Origin of the sequence: Bradyrhizobium sp. AZCC 1578, from assembly GCF_036924675.1 — a bacterium.
Taxonomy (GTDB): domain Bacteria; phylum Pseudomonadota; class Alphaproteobacteria; order Rhizobiales; family Xanthobacteraceae; genus Bradyrhizobium.
This window is the reverse complement of sequence record NZ_JAZHRZ010000001.1, coordinates 7,449,760-7,476,239: the sequence shown is the minus strand read 5'-3', so window position 1 is coordinate 7,476,239 and position 26,480 is coordinate 7,449,760. Positions and strand designations below refer to the sequence as shown.

22 protein-coding genes and 1 pseudogene are annotated in these 26,480 nt (G+C 62.9%); 10 read left to right on the top strand and 13 right to left on the bottom strand.

Annotated elements, in window-relative coordinates:
- Nucleotides 1-14 precede the first annotated feature (14 nt).
- Nucleotides 15-1,082, top strand: coding sequence for a GGDEF domain-containing protein (locus V1290_RS35675; protein WP_334368763.1), 1,068 nt, complete (start codon nucleotides 15-17; stop codon nucleotides 1,080-1,082).
- 7 nt (nucleotides 1,083-1,089) lie between these two features.
- On the opposite strand, the gene V1290_RS35670 is transcribed toward V1290_RS35675, so the two are convergent.
- From V1290_RS35670 to V1290_RS35630, 9 genes are all read right to left on the bottom strand, one after another.
- Entirely contained in the window at nucleotides 1,090-1,521 is a 432-nt protein-coding gene (locus V1290_RS35670; protein WP_334368762.1) for a TfoX/Sxy family protein, read from the bottom strand.
- Nucleotides 1,522-1,548: 27 nt separating this feature from the next.
- On the bottom strand, nucleotides 1,549-1,938 hold the full coding sequence (locus tag V1290_RS35665) for a HesB/IscA family protein (protein ID WP_334368761.1): 390 nt from the start codon (nucleotides 1,936-1,938) through the stop codon (nucleotides 1,549-1,551).
- Between the two features lie 129 nt (nucleotides 1,939-2,067).
- The gene (locus V1290_RS35660) at nucleotides 2,068-2,481 is read right to left on the bottom strand and encodes a VOC family protein (protein ID WP_334368760.1); all 414 of its coding nucleotides are present in this window, start codon (nucleotides 2,479-2,481) and stop codon (nucleotides 2,068-2,070) included.
- A 9-nt stretch (nucleotides 2,482-2,490) separates the two neighbouring features.
- Nucleotides 2,491-2,862, bottom strand: a complete 372-nt coding sequence (locus V1290_RS35655; RefSeq protein ID WP_028346267.1) for an SUF system Fe-S cluster assembly protein — start codon at nucleotides 2,860-2,862, stop codon at nucleotides 2,491-2,493.
- Entirely contained in the window at nucleotides 2,859-4,106 is a 1,248-nt protein-coding gene (locus V1290_RS35650) for a cysteine desulfurase (protein WP_213288637.1), read from the bottom strand. The genes V1290_RS35655 and V1290_RS35650 overlap by 4 nt, the downstream gene beginning before the upstream one ends.
- Complete coding sequence (gene sufD, locus V1290_RS35645; protein ID WP_334368758.1) at nucleotides 4,103-5,428, bottom strand: Fe-S cluster assembly protein SufD; 1,326 nt, start codon at nucleotides 5,426-5,428, stop codon at nucleotides 4,103-4,105. The genes V1290_RS35650 and sufD overlap by 4 nt, the downstream gene beginning before the upstream one ends.
- Nucleotides 5,429-5,445: 17 nt before the next feature.
- Nucleotides 5,446-6,198, bottom strand: a complete 753-nt coding sequence (sufC, locus tag V1290_RS35640) for a Fe-S cluster assembly ATPase SufC (protein ID WP_334368757.1) — start codon at nucleotides 6,196-6,198, stop codon at nucleotides 5,446-5,448.
- 124 nt (nucleotides 6,199-6,322) lie between these two features.
- Nucleotides 6,323-7,819, bottom strand: coding sequence for a Fe-S cluster assembly protein SufB (sufB, locus tag V1290_RS35635; RefSeq protein WP_334368756.1), 1,497 nt, complete (start codon nucleotides 7,817-7,819; stop codon nucleotides 6,323-6,325).
- A gap of 91 nt (nucleotides 7,820-7,910) precedes the next feature.
- Nucleotides 7,911-9,065, bottom strand: coding sequence for a cysteine desulfurase family protein (locus V1290_RS35630; protein WP_334368755.1), 1,155 nt, complete (start codon nucleotides 9,063-9,065; stop codon nucleotides 7,911-7,913).
- A 279-nt stretch (nucleotides 9,066-9,344) separates the two neighbouring features.
- Here V1290_RS35630 and V1290_RS35625 point away from each other — a divergent pair, with 279 nt between their 5' ends.
- On the top strand, nucleotides 9,345-9,992 hold the full coding sequence (locus V1290_RS35625) for an alpha/beta hydrolase (RefSeq protein WP_025589847.1): 648 nt from the start codon (nucleotides 9,345-9,347) through the stop codon (nucleotides 9,990-9,992).
- A gap of 116 nt (nucleotides 9,993-10,108) precedes the next feature.
- On the opposite strand, the gene V1290_RS35620 is transcribed toward V1290_RS35625, so the two are convergent.
- Nucleotides 10,109-10,789, bottom strand: a complete 681-nt coding sequence (locus V1290_RS35620) for a glutathione S-transferase family protein (RefSeq protein ID WP_334368754.1) — start codon at nucleotides 10,787-10,789, stop codon at nucleotides 10,109-10,111.
- A 119-nt stretch (nucleotides 10,790-10,908) separates the two neighbouring features.
- Nucleotides 10,909-12,009 (bottom strand): anhydro-N-acetylmuramic acid kinase, encoded by a 1,101-nt coding sequence (locus tag V1290_RS35615; RefSeq protein ID WP_334369277.1) that lies wholly within the window; start codon nucleotides 12,007-12,009, stop codon nucleotides 10,909-10,911.
- A gap of 177 nt (nucleotides 12,010-12,186) precedes the next feature.
- Here V1290_RS35615 and tyrS point away from each other — a divergent pair, with 177 nt between their 5' ends.
- Both tyrS and V1290_RS35605 read left to right on the top strand, forming a co-directional pair.
- Nucleotides 12,187-13,440 (top strand): tyrosine--tRNA ligase, encoded by a 1,254-nt coding sequence (tyrS, locus tag V1290_RS35610; RefSeq protein ID WP_334368753.1) that lies wholly within the window; start codon nucleotides 12,187-12,189, stop codon nucleotides 13,438-13,440.
- A gap of 158 nt (nucleotides 13,441-13,598) precedes the next feature.
- Nucleotides 13,599-14,846 (top strand): MFS transporter, encoded by a 1,248-nt coding sequence (locus tag V1290_RS35605; RefSeq protein WP_334368751.1) that lies wholly within the window; start codon nucleotides 13,599-13,601, stop codon nucleotides 14,844-14,846.
- Here the strand turns inward: V1290_RS35605 and V1290_RS35600 are convergent, their stop codons facing one another.
- Complete coding sequence (locus V1290_RS35600; RefSeq protein WP_334368750.1) at nucleotides 14,847-15,749, bottom strand: LysR family transcriptional regulator; 903 nt, start codon at nucleotides 15,747-15,749, stop codon at nucleotides 14,847-14,849.
- 110 nt (nucleotides 15,750-15,859) lie between these two features.
- On the opposite strand from V1290_RS35600, the gene bla reads away from it, so the two are divergent.
- Complete coding sequence (gene bla, locus V1290_RS35595; protein ID WP_442895036.1) at nucleotides 15,860-16,756, top strand: class A beta-lactamase; 897 nt, start codon at nucleotides 15,860-15,862, stop codon at nucleotides 16,754-16,756.
- Nucleotides 16,757-16,763: 7 nt separating this feature from the next.
- Complete coding sequence (locus V1290_RS35590) at nucleotides 16,764-17,186, top strand: hypothetical protein (protein ID WP_334368749.1); 423 nt, start codon at nucleotides 16,764-16,766, stop codon at nucleotides 17,184-17,186.
- A gap of 70 nt (nucleotides 17,187-17,256) precedes the next feature.
- On the opposite strand, the pseudogene V1290_RS35585 reads toward V1290_RS35590, so the two are convergent.
- Nucleotides 17,257-20,923: pseudogene (locus V1290_RS35585) on the bottom strand (hypothetical protein).
- Between the two features lie 216 nt (nucleotides 20,924-21,139).
- Between V1290_RS35585 and V1290_RS35580 the strand changes: the two are divergent.
- The 4 genes from V1290_RS35580 (at nucleotide 21,140) to V1290_RS35565 (ending at nucleotide 26,455) form a co-directional block, all read left to right on the top strand.
- Nucleotides 21,140-21,913, top strand: a complete 774-nt coding sequence (locus V1290_RS35580; protein WP_334368748.1) for a peroxiredoxin — start codon at nucleotides 21,140-21,142, stop codon at nucleotides 21,911-21,913.
- A gap of 99 nt (nucleotides 21,914-22,012) precedes the next feature.
- Complete coding sequence (locus tag V1290_RS35575; protein ID WP_334368747.1) at nucleotides 22,013-23,365, top strand: peptidoglycan DD-metalloendopeptidase family protein; 1,353 nt, start codon at nucleotides 22,013-22,015, stop codon at nucleotides 23,363-23,365.
- A gap of 232 nt (nucleotides 23,366-23,597) precedes the next feature.
- Nucleotides 23,598-24,047: an SRPBCC family protein gene (locus V1290_RS35570; protein WP_334368746.1), complete on the top strand. Its 450-nt coding sequence runs from the start codon at nucleotides 23,598-23,600 to the stop codon at nucleotides 24,045-24,047.
- 239 nt (nucleotides 24,048-24,286) lie between these two features.
- A complete protein-coding gene (locus V1290_RS35565) occupies nucleotides 24,287-26,455 on the top strand; it encodes a carbamoyltransferase C-terminal domain-containing protein (RefSeq protein WP_334368745.1) in 2,169 nt (722 codons plus the stop codon).
- The last annotated feature ends 25 nt before the right edge of the window (nucleotides 26,456-26,480 follow it).

The following is a 26,480-nucleotide window of genomic DNA, read 5'->3' as shown; positions in this document are numbered from 1 at the left end:
TTGGGGACGGATCAGTGGTCAAGCTGCTGGACGAGCACGAACGCACGATGGCGTTTGCCGAAGTCGCGTTGGGCCAGATCAAATCCCTCAGGCAGACCGCCGTCCCACGCAACTATGAAATCTGGTACGTCTACGCGACCGGATACAATGCTCCCCTCAACAAGATCATCAACGAGACGCTGGCGCGTAACGGCAAGCTGAGCGAGTCCGATCTCGAACAGATCTACGAAACCTATCTCTCGCACATCAAGGCCTCCGACCGCATCGACAAGGTCGGCGCGCGCGTGATCGGCGAGATCGACGACGTGATAACCCTCATCACCGCGGCGCTCAGCATGTCGGAGAGCTATGACGCCAAGCTGAGCGGCGCGAACGAAAAACTCAGGAACGCCAAAAGCGGCGATCAGATCAAGGCGATCGTCGACGGTCTGGTGAAATCGACGCGCGAGATGCGCGAGACCAACAAGGCGCTGGAGAGCCGGCTCACGCTGTCTAGGACCGAGATCAGCAATCTGCAGCACAGCCTCGAAGCGATCCGCGCCGAGAGCCTGACCGATCCGCTGACCGGATTGGGTAATCGCAAATATTTCGACCGCTCGATCGAGATGGCGGTGCGAACGGCGATGGCGAGCGGCGAACCGCTGTCGCTGATGATGTTCGACATCGACCATTTCAAATCGTTCAACGATTCCTACGGCCATCTGACCGGCGATCAGGTGCTGCGGCTGGTAGCGATGTCGCTGAAGCAAACCATCAAGGGCCAGGACATCACCGCCCGCTATGGCGGCGAGGAGTTCGCGGTGGTGCTGCCGAATACCGGGCTGCGTCAGGCGCTGACGGTCGCCGACCACGTCCGCCGCGCCGTCATGGCCAAGGAGTTGAAGAAGAAATCGACCGGCGAAATTCTCGGCCGGGTCACCATCTCGGTCGGCGTCTCCATGCTGAAGCCGGACGACGACACCGATTCGCTGATCGAGCGCGCCGATGCCTGCCTCTACGCCGCCAAGCGCAACGGCCGCAACCGCGTGGTCTGCGAAGTCGACCCCGAATACGCCGCCGAGACCCGCAGCCAGGTCGCCTAGGCGCCAGCTATTTGCCCCGCGCCTTCCTCGTGCCCGTGGCCTTCCGCTTCGCAGCCGGCTTGCCCGCGGCCGTCCCGGACACCTTCGCTTTCGCTACCTTGCGCGCCTTCGGTCGCTTGCGCAGGGCTGCGCGCTGCGCCGCGGCCAGCGCTGCCCTCGCCCATCCGGCCAGTTCCTCGGAATCGTCGAACAGACGGGCCGGCAATTGCCAATACGAATTCACCGTGACGGTCTTGGCTCGCGTCTGATACTGAAATGGGGTTGATCCCTCGGCCTGGAATTGCGGGATCGTTTGCTCGTCGGCACGAAGATAGAGTCCCGCCCGCAGCGCGAGCGCGAAATTGGTACCGTCGGCGGAAATGCCGAAACCTGAAAACATCCGGCGGATGGTGACCGGCCCGAAATCGGCAAACAGGTCGATCAGGAAATCGCGATCCATGGCTCACCGCCCCCGGCGATGCGGTCGTTAACCCTTCGCCGGCGTCAGTTGCACCGACTCGCCGCAGCCACAGGCGGAAACCTGGTTCGGGTTGTTGAAGATGAACTGCGCCTGGAGCTTGTCGGCCTTGTAGTCCATCTCAGTGCCGAGCAGGAACAGGACCGCCTTGGGATCGACCAGAATCTTCACGCCCCTGTCCTCGACCACTTCGTCGGTCGGGCGGATCTCGTGGGCGTATTCCACCGTATAGGATTGCCCGGCGCAGCCGCCGTTTTTGATGCCAACGCGCAAGCCCACGATCTCGGAATCGGCGCGTTTGGTCAGTTCCGTGATCCGCGCAGCCGCCGCCTCGGTCAATTTCATCACCTGCGGGCGCGGCCGCGGCTTCGGCTTGGAAGACTGTACGGTGGTATCCATTGCAGTCGATCTCCGGCGTCGCATCGTGGCGACGAGCTATCATGGCATTAAAATAACAACGAAAATCCCGCTGTGAAGGCCTCTCGTCATGAACTCACTCAGAACCCGTCGAAACCAGCCGCAAGCATTCTAGTAAATCGCCCAAATTCCCGGTGTCGCCAGTTCCAGCAAATGGCTGTCCGGGTCGCGGAAGTAGATGCTCTTCCCGCCGCGCGGCCAGTCCGTCCTGCCTTCGATCGCGACATCGTGCTTGTCGAGTGCCTCTTCCCACACCGGCAGCTCAGCCGCCGGAATGGCAAAGGCCATATGAACGGGGCCGCTGCCATCATGCGGCGGAATGGTGCCGCCGGGGAGTTGGATCGTCTCAGGCGCCGAGCCGCGGCGAAACAGCAGCAGCACGTTTCGTCCACCGACATCGAAGGCAACGAACCGCGGATCCGCCGTTAGCGCTTCCAGACCCAGCACCTCCTCGTAGAACGCGCGGGCGCGGTCGAGGTCATCGACGTAGAGTGCAGTCTCGATGACGCCGGATAGCTTGGGCAATAGGTCCCTTCACCACATGTTGAGGACGAGGCGCGCCTCGTCGGACATCCGATCCGGCGTCCAGGCCGGATCCCACACCAGATTGACATTGACGACGCCGACGCCCGGGACGCTGGCGATCGCGTTCTCCACCATGGTCGGCAGTTCGCCGGCGGCCGGACAGTTCGGCGTAGTCAGCGTCATCGTCACATCGACGCTGCGGTCGTCCTTGAGGTCGACCTTGTAGATCAGGCCGAGTTCGTAGATGTCAGCCGGAATTTCCGGGTCGAACACCGTCTTCAGCGCGGCAACGATTTCGGTGCCCAGCCGCTCGGTCTCCTCCGGCGGCAGCGCCGAGTTGGTTTCCATGTTGGCGGTTTTGACTTCGGCCGTATCACTCATGCGAACAAATCCTGCGCCTTGATCAGCGCCTGTGCCAGATGGTCGACTTCTTCCCGGGTATTGTACATCCCGAACGACGCCCGGCAGGTGGCTGTGACATTGAACCGCTCTAAAAGCGGCATCACGCAGTGGGTGCCGGCGCGCACAGCGATTCCCTGCCGGTCGATCACGGTTGCGACGTCGTGGGGATGGGCGCCCTTCATCTCGAAGGAGATCACCGGCCCCTTACCGCGCGCGGTGCCGATCAGACGCAGCGAATTGATTTCGCGCAGCCGCTCCTGGGCGTAGTTCAAAAGATCGTGCTCGTGGGCGGCGATGCGTTCCTTGCCGATCGAGTTGACGTAATCGATCGCAGCGCCCAGCCCGATCGCCTCGACGATCGGCGGCGTCCCGGCTTCGAACTTGTGCGGCGGATCGCCATAGGTGACCCAGTCCTTTGCCACCTCGCGGATCATCTCGCCGCCGCCATTATAGGGCCGCATCGCGACCAGGTGCTCATGCTTGGCGTACAGCGCGCCAATCCCGGTCGGACCATAGATCTTGTGGCCGGTGAAGGCATAGAAATCACAATCGAGGTCCTGCACGTCGATCGGCAAATGCACAGCGCCTTGCGCGCCGTCGACCAGCACCAGAATGCCGCGGTCATGAGCGAGCTTCACGACTTCCTTGACCGGGACGAAGGTGCCAAGCGCGTTCGACATCTGAGTGATGGCGACGAGCTTGGTGCGCGGTGTCAGCAGCTTCTCGAACTCCTCGATCAGGAAATTGCCGTCGTCGTCGACCGGCGCCCATTTGATCACGGCGCCATGGCGCTCGCGCAAAAAGTGCCAGGGCACAATGTTGGAGTGGTGCTCCATTATCGAGAGCACGATCTCGTCGCCCTGCTTGATGTTGGGCTCGCCCCAGGAAGATGCCACCAGATTGATGGCCTCCGTGACATTGCGGGTGAAGATAATTTCTTCACTACGCCCTGCGTTAATGAATTTCGCCACCTTCGCGCGGCCGCCCTCGTAAGCCTCCGTCGCGGCATTGGCAAGATAATGCAGACCGCGATGTACGTTGGCGTATTCGCTTCTGTAGGCTTCCGTCATGCGATCGAGCACGGCGGTCGGCTTCTGCGCGGAGGCGGCGTTGTCGAAGTAGACCAGCGGCTTGCCATAGACCTTCATCGCCAGCGCAGGGAAATCCTCCCGCACGCGGGCCACGTCATAGGCGCCATTCTTGACCGCCGGATGCTGGGTCATGCCCGTGCCTCCAGCCAACGTTGCGCGGCGGCGATTGCGAGCTCGCGCAGATCGTCGTTGACGATGGATTCGATGGCCTCACCAACAAAGGCCTGGATCAGCAGCGCCTGGGCCTCCTTCTCGGAGAGGCCGCGGGCGCGCAGGTAGAACAGCAGGCTCTCGTCGAGCGCGCCGGTCGTGGCGCCATGGCCACAGGTAACGTCATCGGCGAAGATCTCGAGCTCCGGCTTGTTGTCGGCCTCGGCGTCGTCGGACAAAAGCAGTGCCCGCGTCATCATCTTGGCGTCGGTCTTCTGGGCATCGGGACGCACGATGATGCGGCCCTGGAACACCGAATGGCCACGGTCGTCGACCACGGCGCGGAACACCTCGCGGCTGGCACAGTGCGGCACCGCGTGGTCCATGAGCAGCGTGGTGTCGGCGTGCTGGCGGCCGTTGAGCAGGTTGACGCCGTTGGTCTCGACCCGGGAATGTTCTCCCGCGAACGCAATCGTCGCCTGGTAGCGGCTGACGGCAGCGCCCGAGGTTATGCCAAAAGTGTTGAAATGCGCATGGGCGCCGAGCGTGATGACGGCGGAGGAGATGTTGAAGGCCTCGCGGCTGTCCTCGACCAGTCGAACATGATCGAGCCGCGAATTGTCCCCGATCGCTGTTATCAGCGAGTCGTGGGCCTGATAGGTCTTCGCACCGTCGGCTGCGATGTAGCTCTCGACCAGCGTCACGCCGGCATCCTTGCCGAGACGCAGCAGTGAGCGCGTAAACATCGCCGCGGGCGCAGTGCCGCTGGCGACATGAATGATTTGCAGCGGCTGCTTCAGCACGAGGCCATCGGCGATCTCGATCACCACGCCATCGGTCATCATCGCGCTGTTGAGCGCCACCATCGGATTGGTGTTGTCGGTCGTGAGCAGTTGCGCCTGCAGCGCGGCCTCGCCGGCTTCCAGCACATCCCGCAGGGGACGAACGGTAAGGCCCTTCTCCAGGCCGCCTAGTTCGGAAAGCTTTGGCGCGAACACGCCGTCCACCAGCACCAGCCGGCGCGCGCCCTTGATCGCCTGCAGCTTGACGGCGGAGGCGGCCCGCGTCAGCGCAGCGGCATCTGGCGCAGGCGCCAGCGGCAGCACTTCGCGCATCAGCGCCCGCAGATCGGTGTACTTCCAGTCCTCGATCCGGCGATGGGGCAGGCCTGCGCGCTCATAGGCCTCGAAGGCGGCACTTCGCGCTTCGGCCACCTTGCCGGTGCCGGGCAACCGGTCGCGGGCGATCGCAAAGCTGTCGCTTAGCGCCTGTCCCGTCTCGCTTTTTGCCAAAACCAGGTTCATCACAAATCCGCTTTGCGTCAGGCTGCGTCTTCGAACTGGGTATAGCCGGAAGCTTCGAGCTCCAGCGCCAGATCCTTGCCGCCGCTTTTGACGACCCGGCCCCTCGACATCACGTGTACGAAGTCAGGTATGATGTAGTTCAACAGCCGCTGGTAGTGGGTGATGACGACCATGGCGCGGTCGGGCGAACGCAGCGCGTTGACGCCGTCGGCCGCGATCCTGAGCGCGTCGATATCGAGGCCGGAATCCATCTCATCGAGGATGCAGACGGCAGGCTCGAACAGCGCCATCTGCAATATCTCGTTGCGCTTCTTCTCGCCACCGGAGAAGCCGACATTGACGCCGCGTTTGAGCATGTCCTGCGGGATGTTGAGCGACTTTGCGACCTCGCGGACCTTCTTGAGAAACTCCGGAGAGGTAAGCTGGCTTTCGCCGCGAGCTTTGCGCTGGGCATTCAATGCCGTGTGCAGGAAATTCCAGGTGGTGACACCAGGGATTTCAACCGGATACTGGAACGCCAGGAACACGCCCTTGGCGGCGCGCTCGTCCGGCTCCATCTCCAGGAGGTCCTCACCCCGGAACAGGATTTGTCCATCCGTGACTTCGTAACCCGGCTTGCCGGCGATGACGTGCGACAGCGTGGATTTGCCGGAGCCGTTCGGTCCCATGATCGCGTGGACTTCGCCCGGGTTCACGGTCAGCGTCAGCCCGTGGAGAATTTCGTTATCCTCGACACGAACCTTCAGGTCTTTCACTTCAAGCAATGACATGTCGTTTTTCCATTTTCACCCCTCGTCTTGAGGAGCCCGCCAGGCGCGTCTCGAAGGACGTGGCCACAATCTTTCCTCTCATCCTTCGAGACGGCCGCTGCGCGGCCTCCTCAGGATGAGGTCGCTATCCAACCGATCCTTCGAGCGAGATCGAGATCAGCTTCTGCGCCTCAACTGCGAACTCCATCGGCAGTTGCTGCAGCACGTCCTTCACGAAACCGTTGACCACGAGGCCAACCGCTTCCTCCTGCGAGAGCCCGCGCTGGGTGCAATAGAACAGCACGTCCTCGGAGATCTTTGACGTCGTCGCTTCGTGCTCGAAGGTCGCAGACGAGTTCTTCGCCTCGACGTAAGGCACGGTATGCGCGCCGCATTTGTCGCCGATCAGAAGCGAGTCGCAGGCCGTATAATTGCGTGCGCCGGTCGCCTTGCGATGGGCGGTGACGAGGCCGCGATAGGTATTTTGCGATTTGCCCGCCGCGATGCCCTTGGAGATGATGCGGCTCGACGTGTTCTTGCCAAGATGGAGCATCTTGGTACCGCTATCGACCTGCTGGTAACCGTTCGAGATCGCGATCGAATAGAACTCGCCGCGCGAATTGTCGCCGCGCAGGATGCAGCTCGGATATTTCCAGGTGATCGCCGAACCGGTCTCGACCTGGGTCCAGGAAATCTTCGAATGGTTGCCGCGGCAGTCGCCACGCTTGGTGACGAAATTGTAGATGCCGCCCAAGCCTTCGGAATTGCCAGGATACCAGTTCTGCACCGTCGAATATTTGATCTCGGCGTCATCGAGGGCGACGAGTTCGACGACCGCCGCATGCAACTGGTTCTCGTCGCGCTGCGGTGCGGTGCAGCCTTCGAGATAGCTGACGTAGGAGCCCTTGTCGGCGATGATCAGCGTGCGCTCGAACTGGCCGGTGTTGCGCTCGTTGATGCGGAAATAGGTCGACAGCTCCATCGGGCAGCGCACGCCCGGCGGCACATAGACGAACGAGCCGTCGGAGAACACCGCCGAGTTCAGCGTCGCGAAATAATTGTCCGAGGTGGGCACGACCGTGCCGAGATACTTCTTCACCAGTTCGGGGTGTTCGCGGATCGCCTCCGAGATCGGCATGAAGATCACGCCGGCGGCCTTCAGCTCCTTCTGGAAGGTGGTCGCCACCGAAACCGAATCGAACACCGCGTCGACCGCGATCTTGCGGTTGGCCGACGGCTCGCCGCCGGGCGGGGGCTCGACGCCTTCGAGAATCGCGACTTCGCGCAAGGGTATGCCGAGCTTCTCGTAGGTCTTGAGGATTTCGGGATCGATCTCATCGATCGACGACAGCGTCTTCTTCGGCTTCGGCGCCGCGTAGTAATAGATGTCCTGGTAGTCGATCTTGGGATAGTTGACGCGCGCCCAGGTCGGCTCGGTCATGGTCAGCCAGCGGCGATAGGCCTCCAGACGCCATTCCAGCATCCAGGCCGGCTCGTTCTTCTTCGCGGAAATGAAGCGGACGGTGTCTTCCGAGAGACCCTTGGGGGCCTTGTCGGACTCGATCAGCGTCTCAAAACCATATCGATATTGATCGACGTCGATGCGCCGTACGCGCTCGACCGTCTCTTGTACGGCTGGCATTCCATCCTCCGCTCGCGGTTTCAAGGACCGCGGTGGAACAATCGCAAAATCAATGTGACGAAGCGTTCCGGCGAAACCCGCTTAGAACGGTTCAAGCCGTGTTTCGTCGCCCTCTAAGTAAGGCATCAGCGAGCTTTCGCCAAGCCTCAAGGGCCAAATCAATGTCTGTCTCCGTGGTAGACCAGCCCAGACTGAGCCGCACCGCTCCCTGTGCCAGCTCGCCTTCGAACCCCATGGCGGCCAGAACGTGGGATGGTTGCACCTTACCCGAGGAACAGGCGGAACCGGACGATACCGAAATACCGCTGAGATCGAAGCCGATCACTGCCGTCTCGGCTCGAAGCCCGGGAACGGTAAACAGCGTCGTATTGGGCAAGCGCGGCGCATGCTCTGAAAACACAATGATTTCAGGCGTTTGGTTTAGACCCTTTTCAAGGCGGTCACGCAGGCTCTGCTGCCGGATTGCACTAGCCGGTAGCTCGGCCATGGCCGCCTTGGTCGCTGCGCCAAAGGCCGCAATACCGGCGACATTCTCGGTTCCCGCCCGGCGGCCCAGCTCCTGGCCACCGCCGCGGAGCAGCGGCTCCAGCCCCAGCACCTCCTCGGCCAGCACCAGTGCTCCAACCCCCTTGGGGCCGCCGATCTTGTGCGCAGACAAGGTGAGTAGATCGGCGCCTATCGATTTGATATCGAACGGTATTTTACCGAATGCCTGGATCGCATCGACATGCAGCAGCCCACCCGCTTCATGCACGATATCAGCGACTTCGCCGACCGGTTGAATGGCGCCGGTCTCGTTGTTGGCCAGCATCACCGACACCAGCGAAGGCGGCCCTTCGCCAAGCAGCGCACGCAGATGGGTGAGATCGACCAAGCCGGTACGGGAGACATTAATGGCCGCGATCGCATCTGCCGGAAACCGCCCCCCTGATAGCACCGACGGGTGCTCGATGGCCGACACCACCAGTCGCTGGACCGGCGAGCCCGTGCTCCGGCGCAATCCTGGCGCCAGCGCCATAGCATTGGCTTCGGTGCCGCCGGAAGCAAACACTACGTCCTGCGGACGGGCGCCGACGGCCGCCGCGACTGCAGCCCGTGCGTCCTCGACCAGCCGGCGTGCCTGACGCCCTTCGGCATGCACCGAGGACGGATTGCCGGCCAGGTCCCAAGCGGCCGCCATCGCCTGCCTCGCCTCGGGGCGAAGCGGCGTCGTCGCATTCCAATCGAGATAGATGCGGTCGGACATTGTTCTGTATAATATTACCTACATCCGCGGGCGGCCAGCGCGAGGTACGCCGGGTGCCTGCGCAAAGCGCCTTATGGCAATTGGGGATCGTGCCGTCTCATACAATCGCAAGCTGACCCCTTGAACAGCCTTCGAGACGTTCAAGATGCTTGCTTTTTGCCCCTCGCCTCATGCTAGAAGGCCGCAACCAGTTCACGGGAGCGCCCGTTCGCGCATCGCCCAACGACGCATGATCACATTCTTTTCCGCCGGATCACGTCCGTTGCCTAGGGATCATCAATGCCTGAAGTAATTTTCACCGGCCCCGCAGGCCGCCTCGAAGGCCGTTATCATCCGGCCAAGCAGAAGAACGCGCCGATCGCGATGATCCTGCATCCGCATCCGCAGTTCCACGGCACGATGAATCACCAGATCGTCTACCAGTGCTATTACGCGTTTGCGCATCGCGGCTTCTCGGTGCTGCGTTTCAATTTCCGCGGTGTCGGCCGCAGCCAGGGCTCATTCGATCACGGCACCGGCGAGCTCTCGGACGCGGCATCCGCGCTCGATTGGGCGCAGACCATCAATCCCGAAGCACGCGCCTGCTGGGTCGCGGGCTTTTCGTTCGGCGCCTGGATCGGCATGCAGCTCTTGATGCGCCGGCCCGAGGTCGAAGGTTTTATTTCGATCGCGCCGCCCGCCAATCTCTACGACTTCTCCTTCCTCGCACCCTGCCCGTCTTCGGGCCTGATCGTGCACGGCGAGAAGGACGCGGTGGTGCCGCCGAAGGACGTCAATACGCTGGTCGAGAAGTTGAAGACGCAGAAAGGCATCGTGATCGATCAGCAGATCATCCCGGGCGCCAATCACTTCTTCGACGGCAAGCTCGAGCCGCTGATGGAGACGGTGACCGGCTATCTCGACATGCGGCTTGCCAACGTCCGCTGAGCGACAATCGGGCAGCTACGTAGGATGGGTTGAGCCCTTCGCGAAACCCATCAATCGCACGCCGCGGTGTCGATGGGTATCGCTTCCGCTCCACCCATCCTACGATCATGCCGGTCTCACGCTGCCAATTTCAGCAAATGCGCGTTATGGCGCACCAGGAACGCGTGCAGCAATTGCGGATAGTCGGGACCCACCGCCGTGCGTACGCTCGGCCGCTTCGCCAGCGTCTCTCGCCATGCGCGGACCTTCGGCGTGTCGGCAAAGACCGAGAGATCGGTCAGTTGATCGAACACGTCGAAGTAACGGAAGATCGGCGCGAACACCGCGTCCACCAGGCTAAAATTTTTGCCGGCAAAGAACGGCCCGCTACCCAGCGCCTCCTCGACGCGCGCAAATTTTGCGGCGACCGCCTGCCGTTTGCTCTCGAAGATCGCGGGATCACCCGTCGTCTCCAGGCCCCAGAGTTCGCTCAGAATGGTCGACCCGAACTCCATCCAGGCCCGATGCTGCGCACGCTGAAGCGCATCCTGCGGATGCAGCTTTGCGCCGCCCTGGGTGTCCTCGATGTATTCGCAAATCACGTTGCTTTCGAACAGCGCGACCTCCTTGCCGTCGGCACCGGTCACGACGAGCACCGGCACCTTGCCAAGCGGCGATATCTTCAAGAACCAGTCCGGCTTGTTGGCGAGATCGATGTCGACCCGCTCGAACGGAATGCCCTTTTCGTTCAGCGCGATCACGGCGCGCTGCACATAGGGACAAAGCTTGTGGCTGATCAAAGTGAGCTTCTGCGCCATAACGACCTCCCAACGCGAAGGCCGGCCGGCCTCCGCTCCATGCATCTGCATCTAAATTAGATGCGCCTGCATGCAGTCGTCAAGGTCGATGCAATTGCATCAACATATCTTGAACCGCGTCACGGTCGCGCGATGATGCCGCCGGTCATCGGGAGCGGCACCCCGGTCGTGGCGGGGTAGCTCAGCGGCAGGCCCTTCAGGCCCCGCGCCGCCAGAAATCCGAAAGCCTGCGCCTCGATGGCGTCGGAGGCCCAGCCCAGGGTGTCCGCCGCCCGGACGGTCGCAGGCGCCAGACACTCACGCAGCATCCGCAACATAGTGAGGTTGCGGGCGCCGCCGCCGGCCACGATCCAGTTCTTGGGTTCCTTCGGCAACAATGGCACCACCCGGGCGATCGCGGCGACGGTGAAGGCGGTCAGCGTCGCCGCGCCATCCGCGGGCGCCATATCGCCGAGCTTCAGGCCCGCAAAATCGTTGCGATCGAGCGATTTCGGCGGGGGCAGCGAAAAGAACGGCATCTCCAGCGCACGGTTGATCCAGGCCGCATCGACCCTGCCCAGCGCGGCGGTGCGGCCCTCGGTGTCGAAGCGCTGGTTCATGCGGCGGAACATGTGGTCGTCGAGCAGGGCGTTGCCGGGCCCGGTATCGCAGGCGATCAGCGTGTCGCCGTCGATATAGGTGATATTGGCGACCCCGCCGATGTTGACCACGATGGTCGGCCCCTCCCACTCCAGCGATTGGGCGAGCGCGCGATGATAGACCGGCACAAAGGGCGCGCCCTGCCCACCGGCTTCGACATCGGCAGCGCGGAAATCGTACATGACCGGAATGTGGATCGTCTTGGCGAGCGTCAGCGCATCGCCGATCTGGACCGTCAGCTTTTTCTCGGGCCGGTGCAGCACGGTCTGGCCGTGAAAGCCGACGATGTCGATATCGTCGAAGCGCATCCGGTGTTGCGCGGTAAAGGCGGCCACCGCCTCGGCATGCGCAGAGGTGACGACCCGCTCGGCCTCGCGCAGGCAGCCGGGCCGCGCCGCGCGATCGGTCAGGTCGGCGGCCTCGTACAGCGCCTGCCGCAACAGGCCGCGCTCCGTATCGGTATAGGGCCGGTATCCGGACGGTCCGAGCGCATTCACCCGGCGGCCGTCGGTTTCGACCAAAGCGACGTCGACCCCATCGAGCGAGGTGCCGCTCATCAAACCTAATGCCGTCAACATCATGGTCGATTGTGCCTTTGAAACGCCCTGCTCGATACGTCCCGCCGACGACGACCAGCTTGTGCCAAACACGCACATCTTATAATGCCACAGCGCCCGGCCTTGCGGCAGCCTGTTCCGGCCATGGTTCCGCAACTGGTTACAATTACAGTGAAAATAGAATGATCAAAGCGCCCGCCCATGACCAAATTTAAATCAGATTTTCTGAACATTTTACAGGAGCGCGGCTTCATCCACCAATGCTCCGATTTCGAGGGCCTCGACGCGTTGGCCGCCAAGGGCCAGGCGATCGCCTATGTCGGCTACGACTGCACCGCGCCATCGCTCCATATCGGCAATTACCTCACCATGATGATGCTGCACTGGCTGCAGCAGAGCGGCAACAAGCCGATCACCCTGATGGGCGGCGGCACCACCATGGTCGGCGACCCCTCCGGCAAGGACGAAACGCGCGCGATCCGCTCGATCGAGGAAATCGAGGCCAACAAGGCCTCGATCCGTGGCGTGTTCGCGAAGGTGCTGCGGTACGGCGACGGCCCGAGCGATGCGATCATGCTCGATAATGCCGAATGGCTGACGAAATTGAACTGGATCGAGATGCTGCGCGGCATCGGCCGGCATTTCTCGGTCAACCGCATGCTGACGATGGATTCGGTCAGGCTCCGGCTCGAGCGCGAGCAGGAGATGAGTTTCATCGAGTTCAACTACATGGTCTGCCAGGCCTATGACTTCGTCGAGCTTGCGCGGCGCACCGGCTGCCGGCTGCAGATGGGCGGCTCCGATCAATGGGGCAACATCGTCAACGGCGTCGATCTCGGCCGCCGCATGGGCACGCCGCAATTGTTCGCGCTGACCACGCCGCTGCTCACGACCGCGTCGGGCGCCAAGATGGGCAAGACCGCGCAGGGCGCGGTGTGGCTCAACGCCGACCAGTTCTCGCCCTACGACTTCTGGCAATACTGGCGCAACGTCGAGGACGCCGACGTCGTGAAATTTCTAAAGCTGTTCACGACCCTGCCGATGAGCGAGATTGAGAAGCTCGCGGCATTGCAAGGCGGCGAGATCAACGAGGCCAAGAAGGTGCTGGCGACGGAGGCGACCGCGCTGTTGCATGGCCGCGACGCCGCGAACACCGCCGCCGAAACCGCCCGGCAAACGTTCGAGCAAGGCGCGATCGCGGAGAACCTGCCCACAGTGGAGGTTTCGCGCGGCGAGCTCGAAGCCGGCGCGGCCGTGCTGGGGCTGTTCGTGAAAGCGGGTCTCGTGACCTCGAATGGCGAGGCACGGCGCCAGATCAAGGGCGGTGGCTTGCGCGTCAATGATGCCGCGGTGACCGACGACAAGATGGTGCTCACACCGTCCAACCTCACCCCGGAAGGCGTCATCAAACTTTCCATGGGGAAGAAAAAGCACGTCCTGCTCAAGCCGGCCTAGAGCATGATCCGGAAAGTGGATACCGGTTTTCCCTCGGGACAAACGCGCAGCGTTTGCCCGGAGATCATGCTCAAACAAAGAATCTAGCTCGGCCTTGCATAGGCGCATTCACTTTTTGACGCTTGCGGGCATCAGCGGAAACGCGCTCCCTGCGTCTTATGGAAGAAAAGACGCCAGAGGGAGACGCGACAGCCAAGCCGCTCAAGCCGGGGCGCGTGGCGCTCAACGTGCTGGCGCTGTGCTTCACGCTGGCGCTGCTTGGCCGTGGCCTCGGCGAGAGCTTTACGGTTTTCCTCAAACCGATCTCGGAGAATTTCGGCTGGGACCGCGCGGAAGTGGTTTCGGTTTATTCGCTGACATGGCTGGCGGGCGGGCTGACGGCGCCGGTGGTGGGGCGGCTGTTCGACCGCTACGGCCCCCGCGCTGTCTATTCGCTGGGACTGCTGCTGCTCGGCGGGGCGTTTCTGGTGGCGTCACGCGCGCAGGCGCTGTGGCAATTCCAGTTGAGCGTCGGCGTCTCCGTCGGGATCGGTATCGCCTTCATCGGCAACGTGCCGAACTCGATCCTGCTCGGCCGCTGGTTCGGCCGGCGATTGCCTACCGCGATGGCGGTGGTCTATTCCGCCGCCGGAGCGGGCGTCCTGGTGCTGCTGCCGGCGTCGCAGCTTCTGATCGATCACATCGGCTGGCGCGGCGCCTACCAGACGTTCGGTATCATTGCGCTCTGCCTGCTGCCGCCGTTGTTGCTGCTGCCATGGCGGCTGTTCTCCACGGGCTCGCCGCACATCGCAAAAAAGGCCGATCCCGATTTTGTCGACGGCGGCTGGACGCTCGGCAGCGCGATGCGTCATCACGCGTTCTGGGCGCTGTTTTCGACCTTTTTCTTTACGGCCGTCGGGATGTATGCGCTTGCGGCGCAGATCGTCGCCTATCTGATCGATGCCGGCTTCCCGCCCCTGCAGGCCGCAACCGCCTGGGGCTTTTCCGGCGTTGTGCTGCTGTTCGGCATGTTGGGCGTGACCCAGCTCGATGCAATGATCGGACGAAGGCCGTCGGTTTTGCTCAGCTACGCTATCTCGATCGTCGGCATCATCCTGCTCTGGCTGCTGCAGTTCTATCCGAACTTCTGGCTGCTCGGCGCCTTCGTCGTGACCTTCGGCAGCATGATCGGCTCGCGCGGCCCACTGATCACGTCAACCGCAATGAATATCTTTCGCGGCGAACGGGTCGGTACCATCTACGGCACGATCTCGATCGGCAGCGGCCTTGGCTCGGGACTCGGCGCCTGGGCCGGCGGCCTGATCCACGACTGGACCCACAGCTACAACCCCGTGATCGCATTCGCGTTGGTGGCCGTGGTGCTCGGAATGATTCCGTTCCTGGTCGTGCCGGCGCTGCGGCGGTAGCTACGTCCCGGCCTGCTTGCCAGGGCTCCTCCTTGTTGCTGCGATCGTTTCAAGCAGCCAGCTCTTGAATGAGAGCATCGCGGCGGTCGGTCGCCGGGAGTGCAGCGACGTGATCCAATAATCGCCGAGCGCGACTTCGACCTTGAAAGGACGTACCAGCCGCCGCTGGCGGATCTCATCCTGAAACAATGCCGCCGGCAACAACGCAACGCCGAAACCGCGCGCCGCTACACTGGCGATCGTGATCGATGAATCGAATACCATTCCCTTGAGGACCGGACTCTGCAGTCCCGCGGCGGTAAACCATCGCGGCCATTCCTCCTGTCGGTAGGAACGCAGCAGCACCTCGCGCTTGAGATCGGCCGGCCGGCTCAGCCTGCGAGCCAGCGAAGGCGCGCAGCATGGGGTAAATGGCGCTGCCATCAAGTGGGTCGCCTCGGTGCCGTGCCAAAGGCCATCGCCAAACCTGATCGCGTAATCGAGGCCTTCACCCGCGATGTCGATACGATTGTTGTTGGTGAACAGGCGCAAATCGATCCGTGGATAGGCCTTCCTGAAGGCATCGAGCCGCGGCAGCAGCCAGCCCGAAGCGAAGGTACCGACCACACCGACCGCGATGACGTCCTGGTAGTGGCCGTCCTCAAAACGATTGAGCGTTTCGGTGAGCCGGCCGAAGGCCTCGACAATGCTCGGCAGCAGCAACTGTCCTTCATCGGTGAGCGCAACGCCGCGGGGCAGTCGGCGAAACAACTGTACGCCAAGCCGGTTCTCCAGCACTTTCACATGCTGGCTGACGGCCGCCTGTGTAACCCGAAGCTCCAGGCCAGCACGGGTGAAACTGAGATGGCGCGCTGTCGCTTCAAAGGCCCGTAGCGCATTGAGCGGAAGGTGCGAAAGCTTCATCCGGCGCCGCATCGCTTGTCCCTAGTTTTTCTTATGCCTGCCCGCAGAACTCATCGTTTGTCAAGACAGCGACCGATCGGCACCTTCCTGCTCGCAGCAAGGAGGGATTCATGGTGATCACGAGAAGACAGTTCCAGCTTGGATGCGGTGCAGCGCTGATAACGACTGCTTTGAGCGCCCGGCAAGCGATACGCGCATCGACCGCAAATCAACGACTGATCGACGAGATCAAGCGTCTGGAGAGCGAGAGCGGCGGCCGGCTCGGTGTTTGTGTCCTCGACACAGCAACGAACACTCGTCATGCCCACCGGGGCGATGAGCGCTTTCCGATGTGCAGCACCTTCAAGATGCTGGCAGCCGCCGCGCTCCTGGCGCGGGTGGATGCCGGCAAGGAACAATTGACGCGGCGCATAACCTTCGACGCATCCGCACTCATCGTGTACTCCCCCGTAACCGAGAAGCGCGTCGGCGGCGACGGCATGACGCTCGCCGAGGTTTGCGAAGCGGCGGTGACGTTGAGCGACAACACGGCCGGCAATCTCCTGCTTGCCGGCATCGGCGGACCGCCGGGGCTGACGGCCTTCGTGCGGAGCCTCGGCGACCAAGTCACGCGGCTAGACCGGGATGAGCCCTCGCTCAACGAGGCTTTGCCCGACGATCCCCGCGATACCACGACACCGAATGCGATGGCTTCGAATCTGCAAGCGCTGATCCTTGGGACTAAAGCGCTGTCGGCAGCATCGCGCGAGCAACTGACGGCATGGTTGGTCGCCAACAAGACCGGCGACGCGCGACTGCGTGCAGGTTTTGCGAAAGACTGGCGCGTCGGCGACAAGACCGGTACTGGTGCCCGAGGCACAAACAATGACGTTGCTGTGACCTGGCCACCCGGCAAAGCGCCCATCGTGATCACCGCCTACCTGACTGGCGCCACCGTTTCTGCCGCGCAGCAAAACGCCACTTTGGCTTCGGTCGCGCGGGCGGTCTCGGCCATGGCATCTGGCTAGGTGCCGAATGAACGCAGCAACTGGCGGATTATCGGTAGCAACCATTGCCCTGTGCTTTGCAGTGCCGAGCTCGACTCCATCAATCGCGTCGAACGATATATTTGCCGACCGTCCGGCATTTTCCGAAGCAGAGCAGCCTGCGCGGAGGCCAGCCGACTGCAAGGATGTCAGGCGGATGGCCGACGGCATTCCAGAACTCGACTACCGGATCGATCTCTCGGTGGTCGGTAATCTCACAGCGGTGCAGACGGATCAAGTCTTGTGGTATCTCGTGCTGTGCTCACCGCCGGATATCAGGATCATGTGCGTGACCTACCAATCCAACGGCCTAGCGGTTGGCGACAGGGTTATCGTGAGAGGCGGATATCGACGACGCGACGTCGACCATGTCCTGCTGGATCCATGTCTGGCAAGCAGACCAGAGCAGTGATTTCTACCGAGAGAAAGCTTCCATCCCGAAGCTTCCATTCGATCATCCACCAACCTGCGGCGGTGCCTGACTAATTATTCGGCGGCAGTTCGATCGGGGTGTTGTTCTGCTTGCCGGTGTTGAACTCGAAGATCTTGCGCAGCACGCCGGGCATCACGGCCGAAATCGGATTGACGCGCAGCACGGGCTGGCCAGGCGTGCCGACCACCTCATAGGTCACGCCGATCAGCCCCTCATTGCTGCCGCCACCGAGGAACAGGCCGAGCACGGGAATCTGACCGAACATGTTGTTCAATCCGTACATCGGAACGAAGGTGCCGCTCATGCGCACGGCATTGCCGACATAGTCGATGCTGCCTTCGATGGTCGCGCCGATGATCGGACCCTTCACGACACCATCGCGGATCGTGAGCTGTCCGCTCTGCCGAGTGAACTCGGCGCGCAGTGCCGTAAAGGAAATGCCGTTCTGAACGCCGGCCGCTCCGCCCGCGGCGGCGCGCTCCAGTGCGGCCTCACCCTTGACGGAGAAATCGCGGACGTTGATCAGACCGTCCTTGGCGCTGGGTTCAACCGTCGGCGGCTCCATCGCAAGCGAGAGCTGACCGCCGACCATTTTCGAATAGGTGTCGGTGAAGCGGAAGAAAGCACCCGCATCGTTGGTCTGCAGGATGATGATGTCGCGTCCCTGTCCCTGCCCGCGGCCGCGCAGATCGGCGGTCACCGGCGTGTCGCGCCCGACCTTGCCGGAGAGCGTGAAATTTTTGACGATGCCGTTGCGGCGGGAGAATTTGCTGTCGACGCTGCGCAACGCCTCGCCGTTGAAGCCGGCGACCGCGCCGAGCTTGACGTCGACATCGAGATCGATGTTCCTCGACTTGCTCTTGGGGTCGGCTTCCTTGCCCGAGATCGCCGATTTGAGGAAGCCGCGGCCGTCGAACACGTCGCCGCGCATCGTGACCTTCACGACGCCGTCGGTGCCGCGCTCGGCCTTCAACGTCGTCTTGTCGCCGTCCGACGGCGCGTAGGTCGGGAAGTTCGCGTTCAACAGATCGCCGTTCTGGTCGACTTCCAGCGACCCCTTGATCGAAACGCCGCCGCCTTCGACCACGATGTCCTGGAACAGCGTCGACTGCTCCTTCTTCACGACATTGAACGTCGCTTTGCCCGACTTGCCGGGCACTTTGACCCACCCCGGCAGGATGTTGTCGAGCCGCAGCGAGGTCAGATCGGCTTCGATACCGACGCGGCTGTCGTTCTCGCCGATCTTGCCAACCACCTTGATCGGGATCGAGCCGCTCACGGCGGGTCCGAAATCGATCCCGAGGCGCGCGCGGCTGGCATCATCCAATGTCGCCTGCAGCCTGATATCGGCGTCGCCCTCGCTCGGCTTGCGATAGTCCAGCGAAGCCGGTTGCCCGTTGATCTTGACGTCGCCCTTGACCTGGTAGCCCGCGTTATTGGCGAGCACCTTGAGCGTACTGGATTCCAGCTTCTGGTTCATCACGAGCTTGTCGGCGGCAAACCCGGCCAGATCGGCAATCACGGTGTAGGTGGTGTCGGCCTTGGTCATCGAGCCCTTGACCGGCATGCCAAGCGTGATGACGGCGGCAACGTTTCCCTTGCTGGCGTTCGGATCGATCAGCGTGCCGGAGAGATCGCTGATGCGGTCGGACGCCAGAATCTCGGCCGCTGCCGGCACGGACGCATCGACCCTGAACTTCACCCGCGAGGGCGACGGCTTCGGCGCCATGTCCGGCACCTCGAAGGTGAAATCGGAAATGTTGATCTTGCGGCCGCCGGGTGTGTCGGCAATTCCCTGCCCGATCGTCACCGTCGCTGTTCGCCCGGTAACGCGCGCTTTCAAATCCGCATCGCGGACCGCGGGCATGTCGTCGACCGGACGCGCGGTAACTCCGGACGCGACGATGTTGACGGCCAGACCATCGTCGGGAATCGGCGGTCCCTTGCGGGACAGATTGCGCACCGGCGAGTTGACGCCGACCTCGATGCGCTGGAGCGTGCCGCGCTCGATCCGCTCGATCACCCATTCGCGCACTTCGGGCACGATCAGGATCGGCCACATCCGCTTCAGGGCTGATGCCGACATCGGCGTTCCAGCGAAACCGAGCTGGAGCCGCGCCTCGTTCGCATAGTCGATGCTGCCGGTGCCGGCGATTCCGATCTCGCCGTTGCTGATATCGGCCTGGGTGAGCAGCACGCGCTTGCGGTCGGTGTCGAACTTCAGCCCGATCGCGATCCGGTTGAAGATCAGCGGCGGTTCGTTGTCGGTGCCGGCCAACAGGATGGTGCCGCCGCTAAGGCCGGCCTGCCATTCGGTGGTGGCGCCGTTCGGCGGCTCGAGATGGCCGAGCAGCGTAATCCGGTTCGAACCGGAAATGACCTTGAAGGGCGCGACCAGCACGCGCCGTCCGGCATCCCATTCGACGCTCATCTCCGCCGAATCGATCGGCATCGGATAGTCAGGCGTATCGCTGTCGATGAGGTTCCCGGCGCCGGCGGTGATCTTGCCCGCGGAAATAGGTCGGCAGACCGTCGCGGCCCAGTTCGCCCTTCAGCTCGCCGGAAAGCGGCAGCTCGGCGCTGTAGGTCAGGTCCTTGACCCGCATTGCCAGCAGGATGTTGGCGGCGGGCACCTTGTCGGCGCGAAGATCGACCGACCGCACGCCGTTCTGCTGCGGTCCGACTACGACTTTGAGCGACCAGGGACGCGCACCTTGCTCGCCAAGGCTCACCGCAACCCCGCCGCTGCTCGGCCGGCGCATGCTGAGGCTGATATTCTCGAACGTCCATTTGTTGCCGCGCTGCTGGTCGTCGACGATGAGATTGCCGTTCTTGAGGCCGATCTCGTTCAGGTTCTGCCCATCGAGGCCGGTCAGGCTGAGGCTGTCGAGCCAGTCAAGGCCGGCCAGCAATCCGTTCTGCGTGGTATCGGGAGCCGTCGCAGCAGCACCCTGCGGCGGCGCAGGCGCCTGGCGAGGGAATGTTGGGGCTATGCCGGCATCGCGCTTGGAAGCAACGCCGGTCGCCAGCGGCTTGGCGGTGTCGCCGGCAGACACCGTCACCTGGCCGTCCGGCGTGATTCGCACCGAAAGTTCGGCATCGACCAGATTGAGGCTCTCGGCGCGCAGCCGTCCCATCACCAGCGCCATGCCCGATAGTTTCACCTCGGCCTTCGGCGCGGTCGCGACGACGACCTGGTCACGGTCGCGGACCACGATGTCGCGGATGCGCACCGCGATTCGAATCCGTCCGGCCCGCTCGATCTGTGTACCGCCGACCTCGACCGTGTTGCCATGGCCGATATTGTCTTCGATCGCGGCCGCCAGCCACGGCGTCGCGACGTCGAGGTTGATCGGCCCGGCGCCGAGCCGCCACCACAGACCGCCGAAACAACCGGTGAAGATCACCGCCAGCACGGCGATCACGATCGCCAGGCGCTTGACCCAGCGCTCGCCGGTCATCTGCTGCAGCGCTGAGAACTTGTCGCCGAACCGGTGGAATCGGGAATTGGAGCGCGACAACAGCCGTCGCGCACGATAGCCCGCCGCCTCGTCCTGCTCCCAGCCCGCAGCGTCATCCCATTGCTGGGCCTCGGCACGCGGATTCGACCCCTTGGGCGAAGTATTCTTAGCCATTGCCTCTCGGTGCCGGCGCTGAGGTTGATCGCCGCCAAGGGCACGCTCTTCGATCGGTATCGAGCGTTCCTGTGCCGGCATCGCTGCCATTCCTCGATTAATACTGTTACTCGTGGTCGGGCCCAAGGATTGATTGGGCGGTCCCATCGACGAGCGGACGGGGGTAGCGTCGAATTCCTTGTAACCATACTCCGGGGTCATCAAACTTGCCCAGCAGCCGGAGCGAATCCGACGGTCAAAGGCGAGACCCGCAATACCCTAATGGTTGATCTGCGGAAAGCGACGAAAGGAAGGCGTATGTCCAAGAAAACGCGCAAGAAATCCTCCATGCCATCCCCCAAGAACCGCAAGACTTCCGCCGCAAAACCGGCCGCGGCCAAGACTGCCGCCAAGACCGCCCGCCGCAGCACGCCGGCATCGACCAAAAAGCCTGCCGCCAAGGTAGCCAACAAGGCCGCCAAAACCGCCACCAAGGCGGCCGCCAAGAAGCCGGCCAAGAAACCGGCAAAGACGGCCAAGAGCGCTTCAGCCAAAGCGTCGCACAAGCCGACATCGAAACAGTTAATAAAATCCAATCTATCGGATACGCCCAAGCCGGTTGCCGGAACCGGACTGGTCGAAGGCGCCATGGCGCTCCCCTTCAAGCTTCCGCGGGACGGCGGCGGCAGTGTTTCGCTGGCAGATTATGCCGGCAGGAAACTGGTGCTGTTTTTCTATCCCCGCGCCGACACGCCCGGCTGCACCCGGGAGGCGATCGACTTCACGCGGCTCGATAGCGCGTTTGCCGATGCGGGCGCGGTGGTGCTCGGGATATCGGCCGACACCGTAAAGGCCCAGGAATCCTTCCGGAACAAGCACCAGCTCTCGGTTCCTCTGATCTCGGACGAGCAACATGAGATGCTTGAGGCCTATGGCGCCTGGGGCGAAAAATCGATGTACGGCAGGACCTTCATGGGGATCATTCGAACGACGGTTCTGATCGGCGCCGACGGACGGATCGCCAAAATCTGGCGCAATGTGCGGGTCGACGGCCATGCCGACGAGGTGTTGGCCGCCGTCCGCGGCATGTGATCGGCAGGTTCCATTTCCCAAAAATTAACCATGAATGGGTCAAATCGGCACGCAAATTGAGCCGAACGGAGCTGATTTCCGACCGGCGCGGGAGTGCCGATGTCGTACCGTTCCGGTCATTATGCCGATCACCACCATCCCCACGATCATGGCCGGACGCCGCCCCGCCGTCCGGCACCCCATGCCGCAAAAGCTGCAGCGCTAGACGGTGACGGCTACACCATCGTCCATGCCGGCAGGCAGGTCAGGCTCGGCCCGGTCGTGTTCTGGATCGTCGTCGGCACGATCGTGCTGCTTGGCATGTGGTCGGCGGCCACCGCCACGTATTTCGCGTTTCGCGATGATGTCCTGACCCGGCTGATCGCCCGGCAGGCCGAGATGCAATACGCCTATGAAGACCGCATCGCGGAGCTGCGCGCCAAGGTCGACCGCACGACCAGCCGCCAGTTGCTCGATCAGGAACAGTTCGACCAGAAGCTCGACCAGATCATGCGCCGCCAGACCGCGCTCGAGTCGCGCGCCACTGCCCTTGGCGCGATGCCGGATATCGCGGCGACCGGTTCGATTCGGCCTCCGCCGCGCGGCGCGGCCGCGGAGACGCCCGCTTCCGGCAGCCTAAAACCCTCCCCGATCAGCGACACCGTGATCTTCGTAGCGCCGCCAGATCGCGAGGCCCGGCTGGAATCGCGCGCGCCCGCCGTCGCCAAGCCGCAGCCAAACCAGTTCGCCAAGGTTCAGGGTGTCGACAATGTCCTGGTCCGCCTGCAGACCTCGCTGGATTCCGTCGAGCGGCGGCAGATGGCGGCCTTGAGCTCGGTCGAGGACAGCATGGAATCGCGGCTGCGCCGCATGCGTGGCGTGTTCACCGATCTCGGCCTCAATATGGCGCAGCTCGAAGCCGCAACGCCGCGCTCGGCCATTGGTGGCCCGTTCGTGCCGTTGAAGCTGCCGGCGGATGCCGGTGCGTTCGAACGCCAGCTCAACCGGATCAACCTCACCCGTGCCCAGATGCAGCGCCTCAACGCGACGCTCGCGCTGGTGCCCTACCGCAAACCCGTCGTCGGCGAGGTCGAATTCACCTCGGGCTTCGGCGTTCGCAGCGATCCATTCCTCGGCCGGCCCGCGATGCATACCGGCCTCGATTTCCGCGCCGCCACCGGTGATCCGGTGCGCGTCACCGCGAACGGCAAGGTCGTATCGTCGGGATGGATGGGTGGTTACGGTCGCATGGTGGAGGTCGATCACGGCAACGGCCTGTCGACCCGCTACGGCCATCTGTCGGAGATTCACGTCAGGGTCGGCGACTTCGTCAAGATCGGCCAGGTCATCGGCGCCGTCGGCTCAACCGGCCGCTCCACCGGTCCGCATCTGCACTATGAAACGCGGATCGACGGTGACGCCGTCGATCCGCAGAAATTCCTGCGCGCGGGCGTGCGGCTCAGCTCGGGCTAACATCGCGCCGTCAGAACTGGCGTGCTCGCTTGTTGATCGCGCGCGGAATACTTCCTTTATTCTCCCTCCGCCCATTCTACCGTCACGTAAAACGGAACCGCGCGCCCGCGTCGGTGAATTTTTTTGGCCCCGTGTCGGATCGCATGGAGGCCAGGCGTCCTTGTGGCAGAGACTGAGCGAACCCAATCAAATCCCGCGATATACTCCGCTCAGTAAAGGAGAAAATAACGTCATGTCCCAAGGCAATACCGTTCGTTTGCATCGTGTCCTCGCCACCAAACCGGAGAAGGTTTTTCGCGCCTTCCTCGATGCGGATGCCATGGCCAAGTGGCTGCCGCCCTACGGCTTCACCTGCAAGGTCCACCAATTCGAGGCGAAGGTTGGCGGCACGTTCAGGATGTCGTTCACGAATTTCACCACGAACGCCGGCCATTCGTTCGGCGGAGAATATCTGGAGATCGTGCCCAACGAGCGGATCCGCTACACCGATCGTTTCGACGATCCCAATTTGCCTGGCGTTATTGAGGTTACCGTGACCCTGAAAGCGGTTTCGGTCGGAACCGAGATCAACATCGAACAGACAAACTTGCCGACGGTAATCCCGGTCGAAGGCTGCTATCTCGGCTGGCAACAATCGCTTGCCCAGCTCGCATTGCTCGTGGAGCCGGATATTCCGGGATAGTGACGGTCGAGGAGAGGCACCACGCGGTGGTGCCTCATCCTCCAGTACCCGACCTCGCCGGCATGATGTCGCCGAATACTTCCCATAGCTCGCAGTTGTCTCGCAAGCCGCTTCAGCGCTTGCAAGGATACACCTATTCCTTATGCCGAAATGGCATTGTTGCCCGGCGCCAATTGTGATTGATGCGGGCTGCAGGCATGACCTTGCGCGATGGCGAGGCCCAGAGGTTGGACTAAGGCTTGAAACCGAACACACGAATTGGTCCGCGATACCCAAAACTCGCGGCGGGTGGATTTCGCTTTGCGCGCTGGCTCGCTGCAAAGACCATGCGTGCTGCGGGATTTCATCAGCTTGGCTCTGAATTCGCCGATGCGCGGATCGCGCATGTGCGCGACAAACTCGCGCGGGGTGAGGCGGTCTATCTCGCGGGCCTCGGCGCGCCCGGCACGCACAATTCAGGGCTGGCGCTCGTCGAGGTGACGCAGGCAAATGGGCCACGGCTGATCGTCAACAACGAGGAAGAACGCTTTTCCGGCAACAAGCACACCACCGAATATCCGAGGCTGTCGATCGACGCGGCGGTAGGAACGCTGCGCGGCATGGGCCGCGACATCGGCGACATCGATGCCTGGCTCACGAGCTGGGATTACCCGACGCTCGCCGGTACGCTGGCGCGCTCGGTGCTCGAGGAATTGCCGCAGAGCCTAAAACTCGTACGCACCACCGAGGCCACGGGCTTCGACGGCCGCCGCCTCGACCAGATGACGCGGACGCCAAAAATCCTCGCGCGCCAGCTTGGGCTTGCCGAGCGGGTGCCGCTGATCTGCCTGCCGCATCACGACAACCATGCATGGTTTTCGTACGCCGCCTCGCCGTTCGCCGACGATACCGCGCCGACCGCGATTGCGGTGCTCGACGGCACCGGCGATCAGGGCTCGATCTCGCTCTATGTGGTCGAGAACGACGCGATGCGTCGGCTCTACTGCAACGACAGCATGTTCGATTCACTCGGTGCATTCTACAGCGTGATCTCGTCAACACAGGGCGGCTGGACCTGGCTGTCCAGCGAGGGCCGCTACATGGGCGCTGCCGCCTGGGGCAATATGGACCGCGCCAGCAATCCCTATTACACGCGGCTGCGCGACGTTCTGCATTTCGGGGCGAACGGCGATATCAGGCTCAATCGCGCGCTGGCCAACTGGTACTGCGACCCGTTCGACCATCCCTACAAGGAAGCACTCACAAAAATTCTCGGCGAACCGCTTAAGCGAGACCAGCTCTGGAATCCGGATGCGGTGCTGCGTGTCGAGGACATCCACCACCGTCCCGATACCAAGGACCGTCTCGACAAGGCGGCCGCGACGCAACTGGTGTTCGAGGACGCCATGATCCACGTCGTCGATCATTTGTTGCGCACGACCGGCGCCAACCGGCTGGTGCTGACCGGCGGCGTCGCGCTGAACGCGGTCGGCAATATGCGGCTGCTCGAACATTTCGACGAAGCGTGGTTCGCGGGCGCGCAGCGGCGCAACGCGCGGCTGCATCTGTGGGTGCCGCCGGTGCCCGGCGATCCCGGCGTCACCATCGGTGCCGCCTGGCTGTTCGCGCATCTGGCGGGCGCTCCGCGCGGCGCGCCGATGACGCACGCCTTCTATTGCGGCACGCCGCCCTCGCAAGGCGACATCGTCCACGCCGTTGCGGCCGATGACATCACCTCGCAAAGGATCGGCGATATATCGACGCCTGAAGGCCTTGAAGCGATCGCCGACCTGATGGCGTTGATGGTCGCCCAAAACGGCGTGATCGCGCTGCATCAGGGCGCGGCCGAGACCGGTCCCCGTGCGCTCGGCCATCGCTCGATCCTCGCCAATCCCTGCGATCCGGCGGTGCGCGAGCTGCTCAACGCGCGCGTCAAATACCGCGAGGCCATTCGCCCGCTGGCGCCGATGGCAACGCTGGAAGCTGCGAAAGAATACTTCGAACTGCTGCCCGGCGCTGCGGATGCCGATTACAACGCCTATAACTACATGGTGCTGACAGCGCATTCGAAGCCGCATGCGCGCGAAAAAATCCCGGCGGTCATCCACGCCGACGGCACCGGCCGCATCCAGATCGTGCGCGCCGGCGACGATCCCCTCACCTATGCCTACTTAAAGGCGCTCGGCCGCCATATCGGCGTCGAGCTGTCCGTCAACACCTCCTTCAATGTCGCAGGACCGATCGCGCAGACCCCGCAGCAGGCGATCGATACGCTGCGCCGTTCCAAGGGGCTCGATGTCGTGGTGCTGGTGGCCGGCGACGGCACCGTCACCGCAGCCTGGCACGGCGGCGAGCGCGACAGCGGAAGGTTCAAAAGCTGGCTTGCCGACTGGAAGAAGACATCAGCTTCCAGTCAGCTTACGCGATAATTCGCTTGTTCCTTGAGATCGGGTG

Bases quoted from the DNA above. Each gene is read 5' to 3' on its own strand.
- V1290_RS35670 (WP_334368762.1), bottom strand. From the start codon at position 1,521: ATGGATCGCGATTTCCTGATCGACCTGTTTGCCGATTTCGGGCCGGTC.
- V1290_RS35665 (WP_334368761.1), bottom strand. From the start codon at position 1,938: ATGGATACCACCGTACAGTCTTCCAAGCCGAAGCCGCGGCCGCGCCCG.
- V1290_RS35655 (WP_028346267.1), bottom strand. From the start codon at position 2,862: ATGAGTGATACGGCCGAAGTCAAAACCGCCAACATGGAAACCAACTCG.
- V1290_RS35650 (WP_213288637.1), bottom strand. From the start codon at position 4,106: ATGACCCAGCATCCGGCGGTCAAGAATGGCGCCTATGACGTGGCCCGC.
- sufD (WP_334368758.1), bottom strand. From the start codon at position 5,428: ATGAACCTGGTTTTGGCAAAAAGCGAGACGGGACAGGCGCTAAGCGAC.
- sufC (WP_334368757.1), bottom strand. From the start codon at position 6,198: ATGTCATTGCTTGAAGTGAAAGACCTGAAGGTTCGTGTCGAGGATAAC.
- sufB (WP_334368756.1), bottom strand. From the start codon at position 7,819: ATGCCAGCCGTACAAGAGACGGTCGAGCGCGTACGGCGCATCGACGTC.
- V1290_RS35630 (WP_334368755.1), bottom strand. From the start codon at position 9,065: ATGTCCGACCGCATCTATCTCGATTGGAATGCGACGACGCCGCTTCGC.
- V1290_RS35625 (WP_025589847.1), top strand. From the start codon at position 9,345: ATGCCTGAAGTAATTTTCACCGGCCCCGCAGGCCGCCTCGAAGGCCGT.
- V1290_RS35620 (WP_334368754.1), bottom strand. From the start codon at position 10,789: ATGGCGCAGAAGCTCACTTTGATCAGCCACAAGCTTTGTCCCTATGTG.
- V1290_RS35615 (WP_334369277.1), bottom strand. From the start codon at position 12,009: ATGATGTTGACGGCATTAGGTTTGATGAGCGGCACCTCGCTCGATGGG.
- tyrS (WP_334368753.1), top strand. From the start codon at position 12,187: ATGACCAAATTTAAATCAGATTTTCTGAACATTTTACAGGAGCGCGGC.
- V1290_RS35605 (WP_334368751.1), top strand. From the start codon at position 13,599: ATGGAAGAAAAGACGCCAGAGGGAGACGCGACAGCCAAGCCGCTCAAG.
- V1290_RS35600 (WP_334368750.1), bottom strand. From the start codon at position 15,749: ATGAAGCTTTCGCACCTTCCGCTCAATGCGCTACGGGCCTTTGAAGCG.
- bla (WP_442895036.1), top strand. From the start codon at position 15,860: ATGGTGATCACGAGAAGACAGTTCCAGCTTGGATGCGGTGCAGCGCTG.
- V1290_RS35590 (WP_334368749.1), top strand. From the start codon at position 16,764: ATGAACGCAGCAACTGGCGGATTATCGGTAGCAACCATTGCCCTGTGC.
- V1290_RS35580 (WP_334368748.1), top strand. From the start codon at position 21,140: ATGTCCAAGAAAACGCGCAAGAAATCCTCCATGCCATCCCCCAAGAAC.
- V1290_RS35575 (WP_334368747.1), top strand. From the start codon at position 22,013: ATGTCGTACCGTTCCGGTCATTATGCCGATCACCACCATCCCCACGAT.
- V1290_RS35570 (WP_334368746.1), top strand. From the start codon at position 23,598: ATGTCCCAAGGCAATACCGTTCGTTTGCATCGTGTCCTCGCCACCAAA.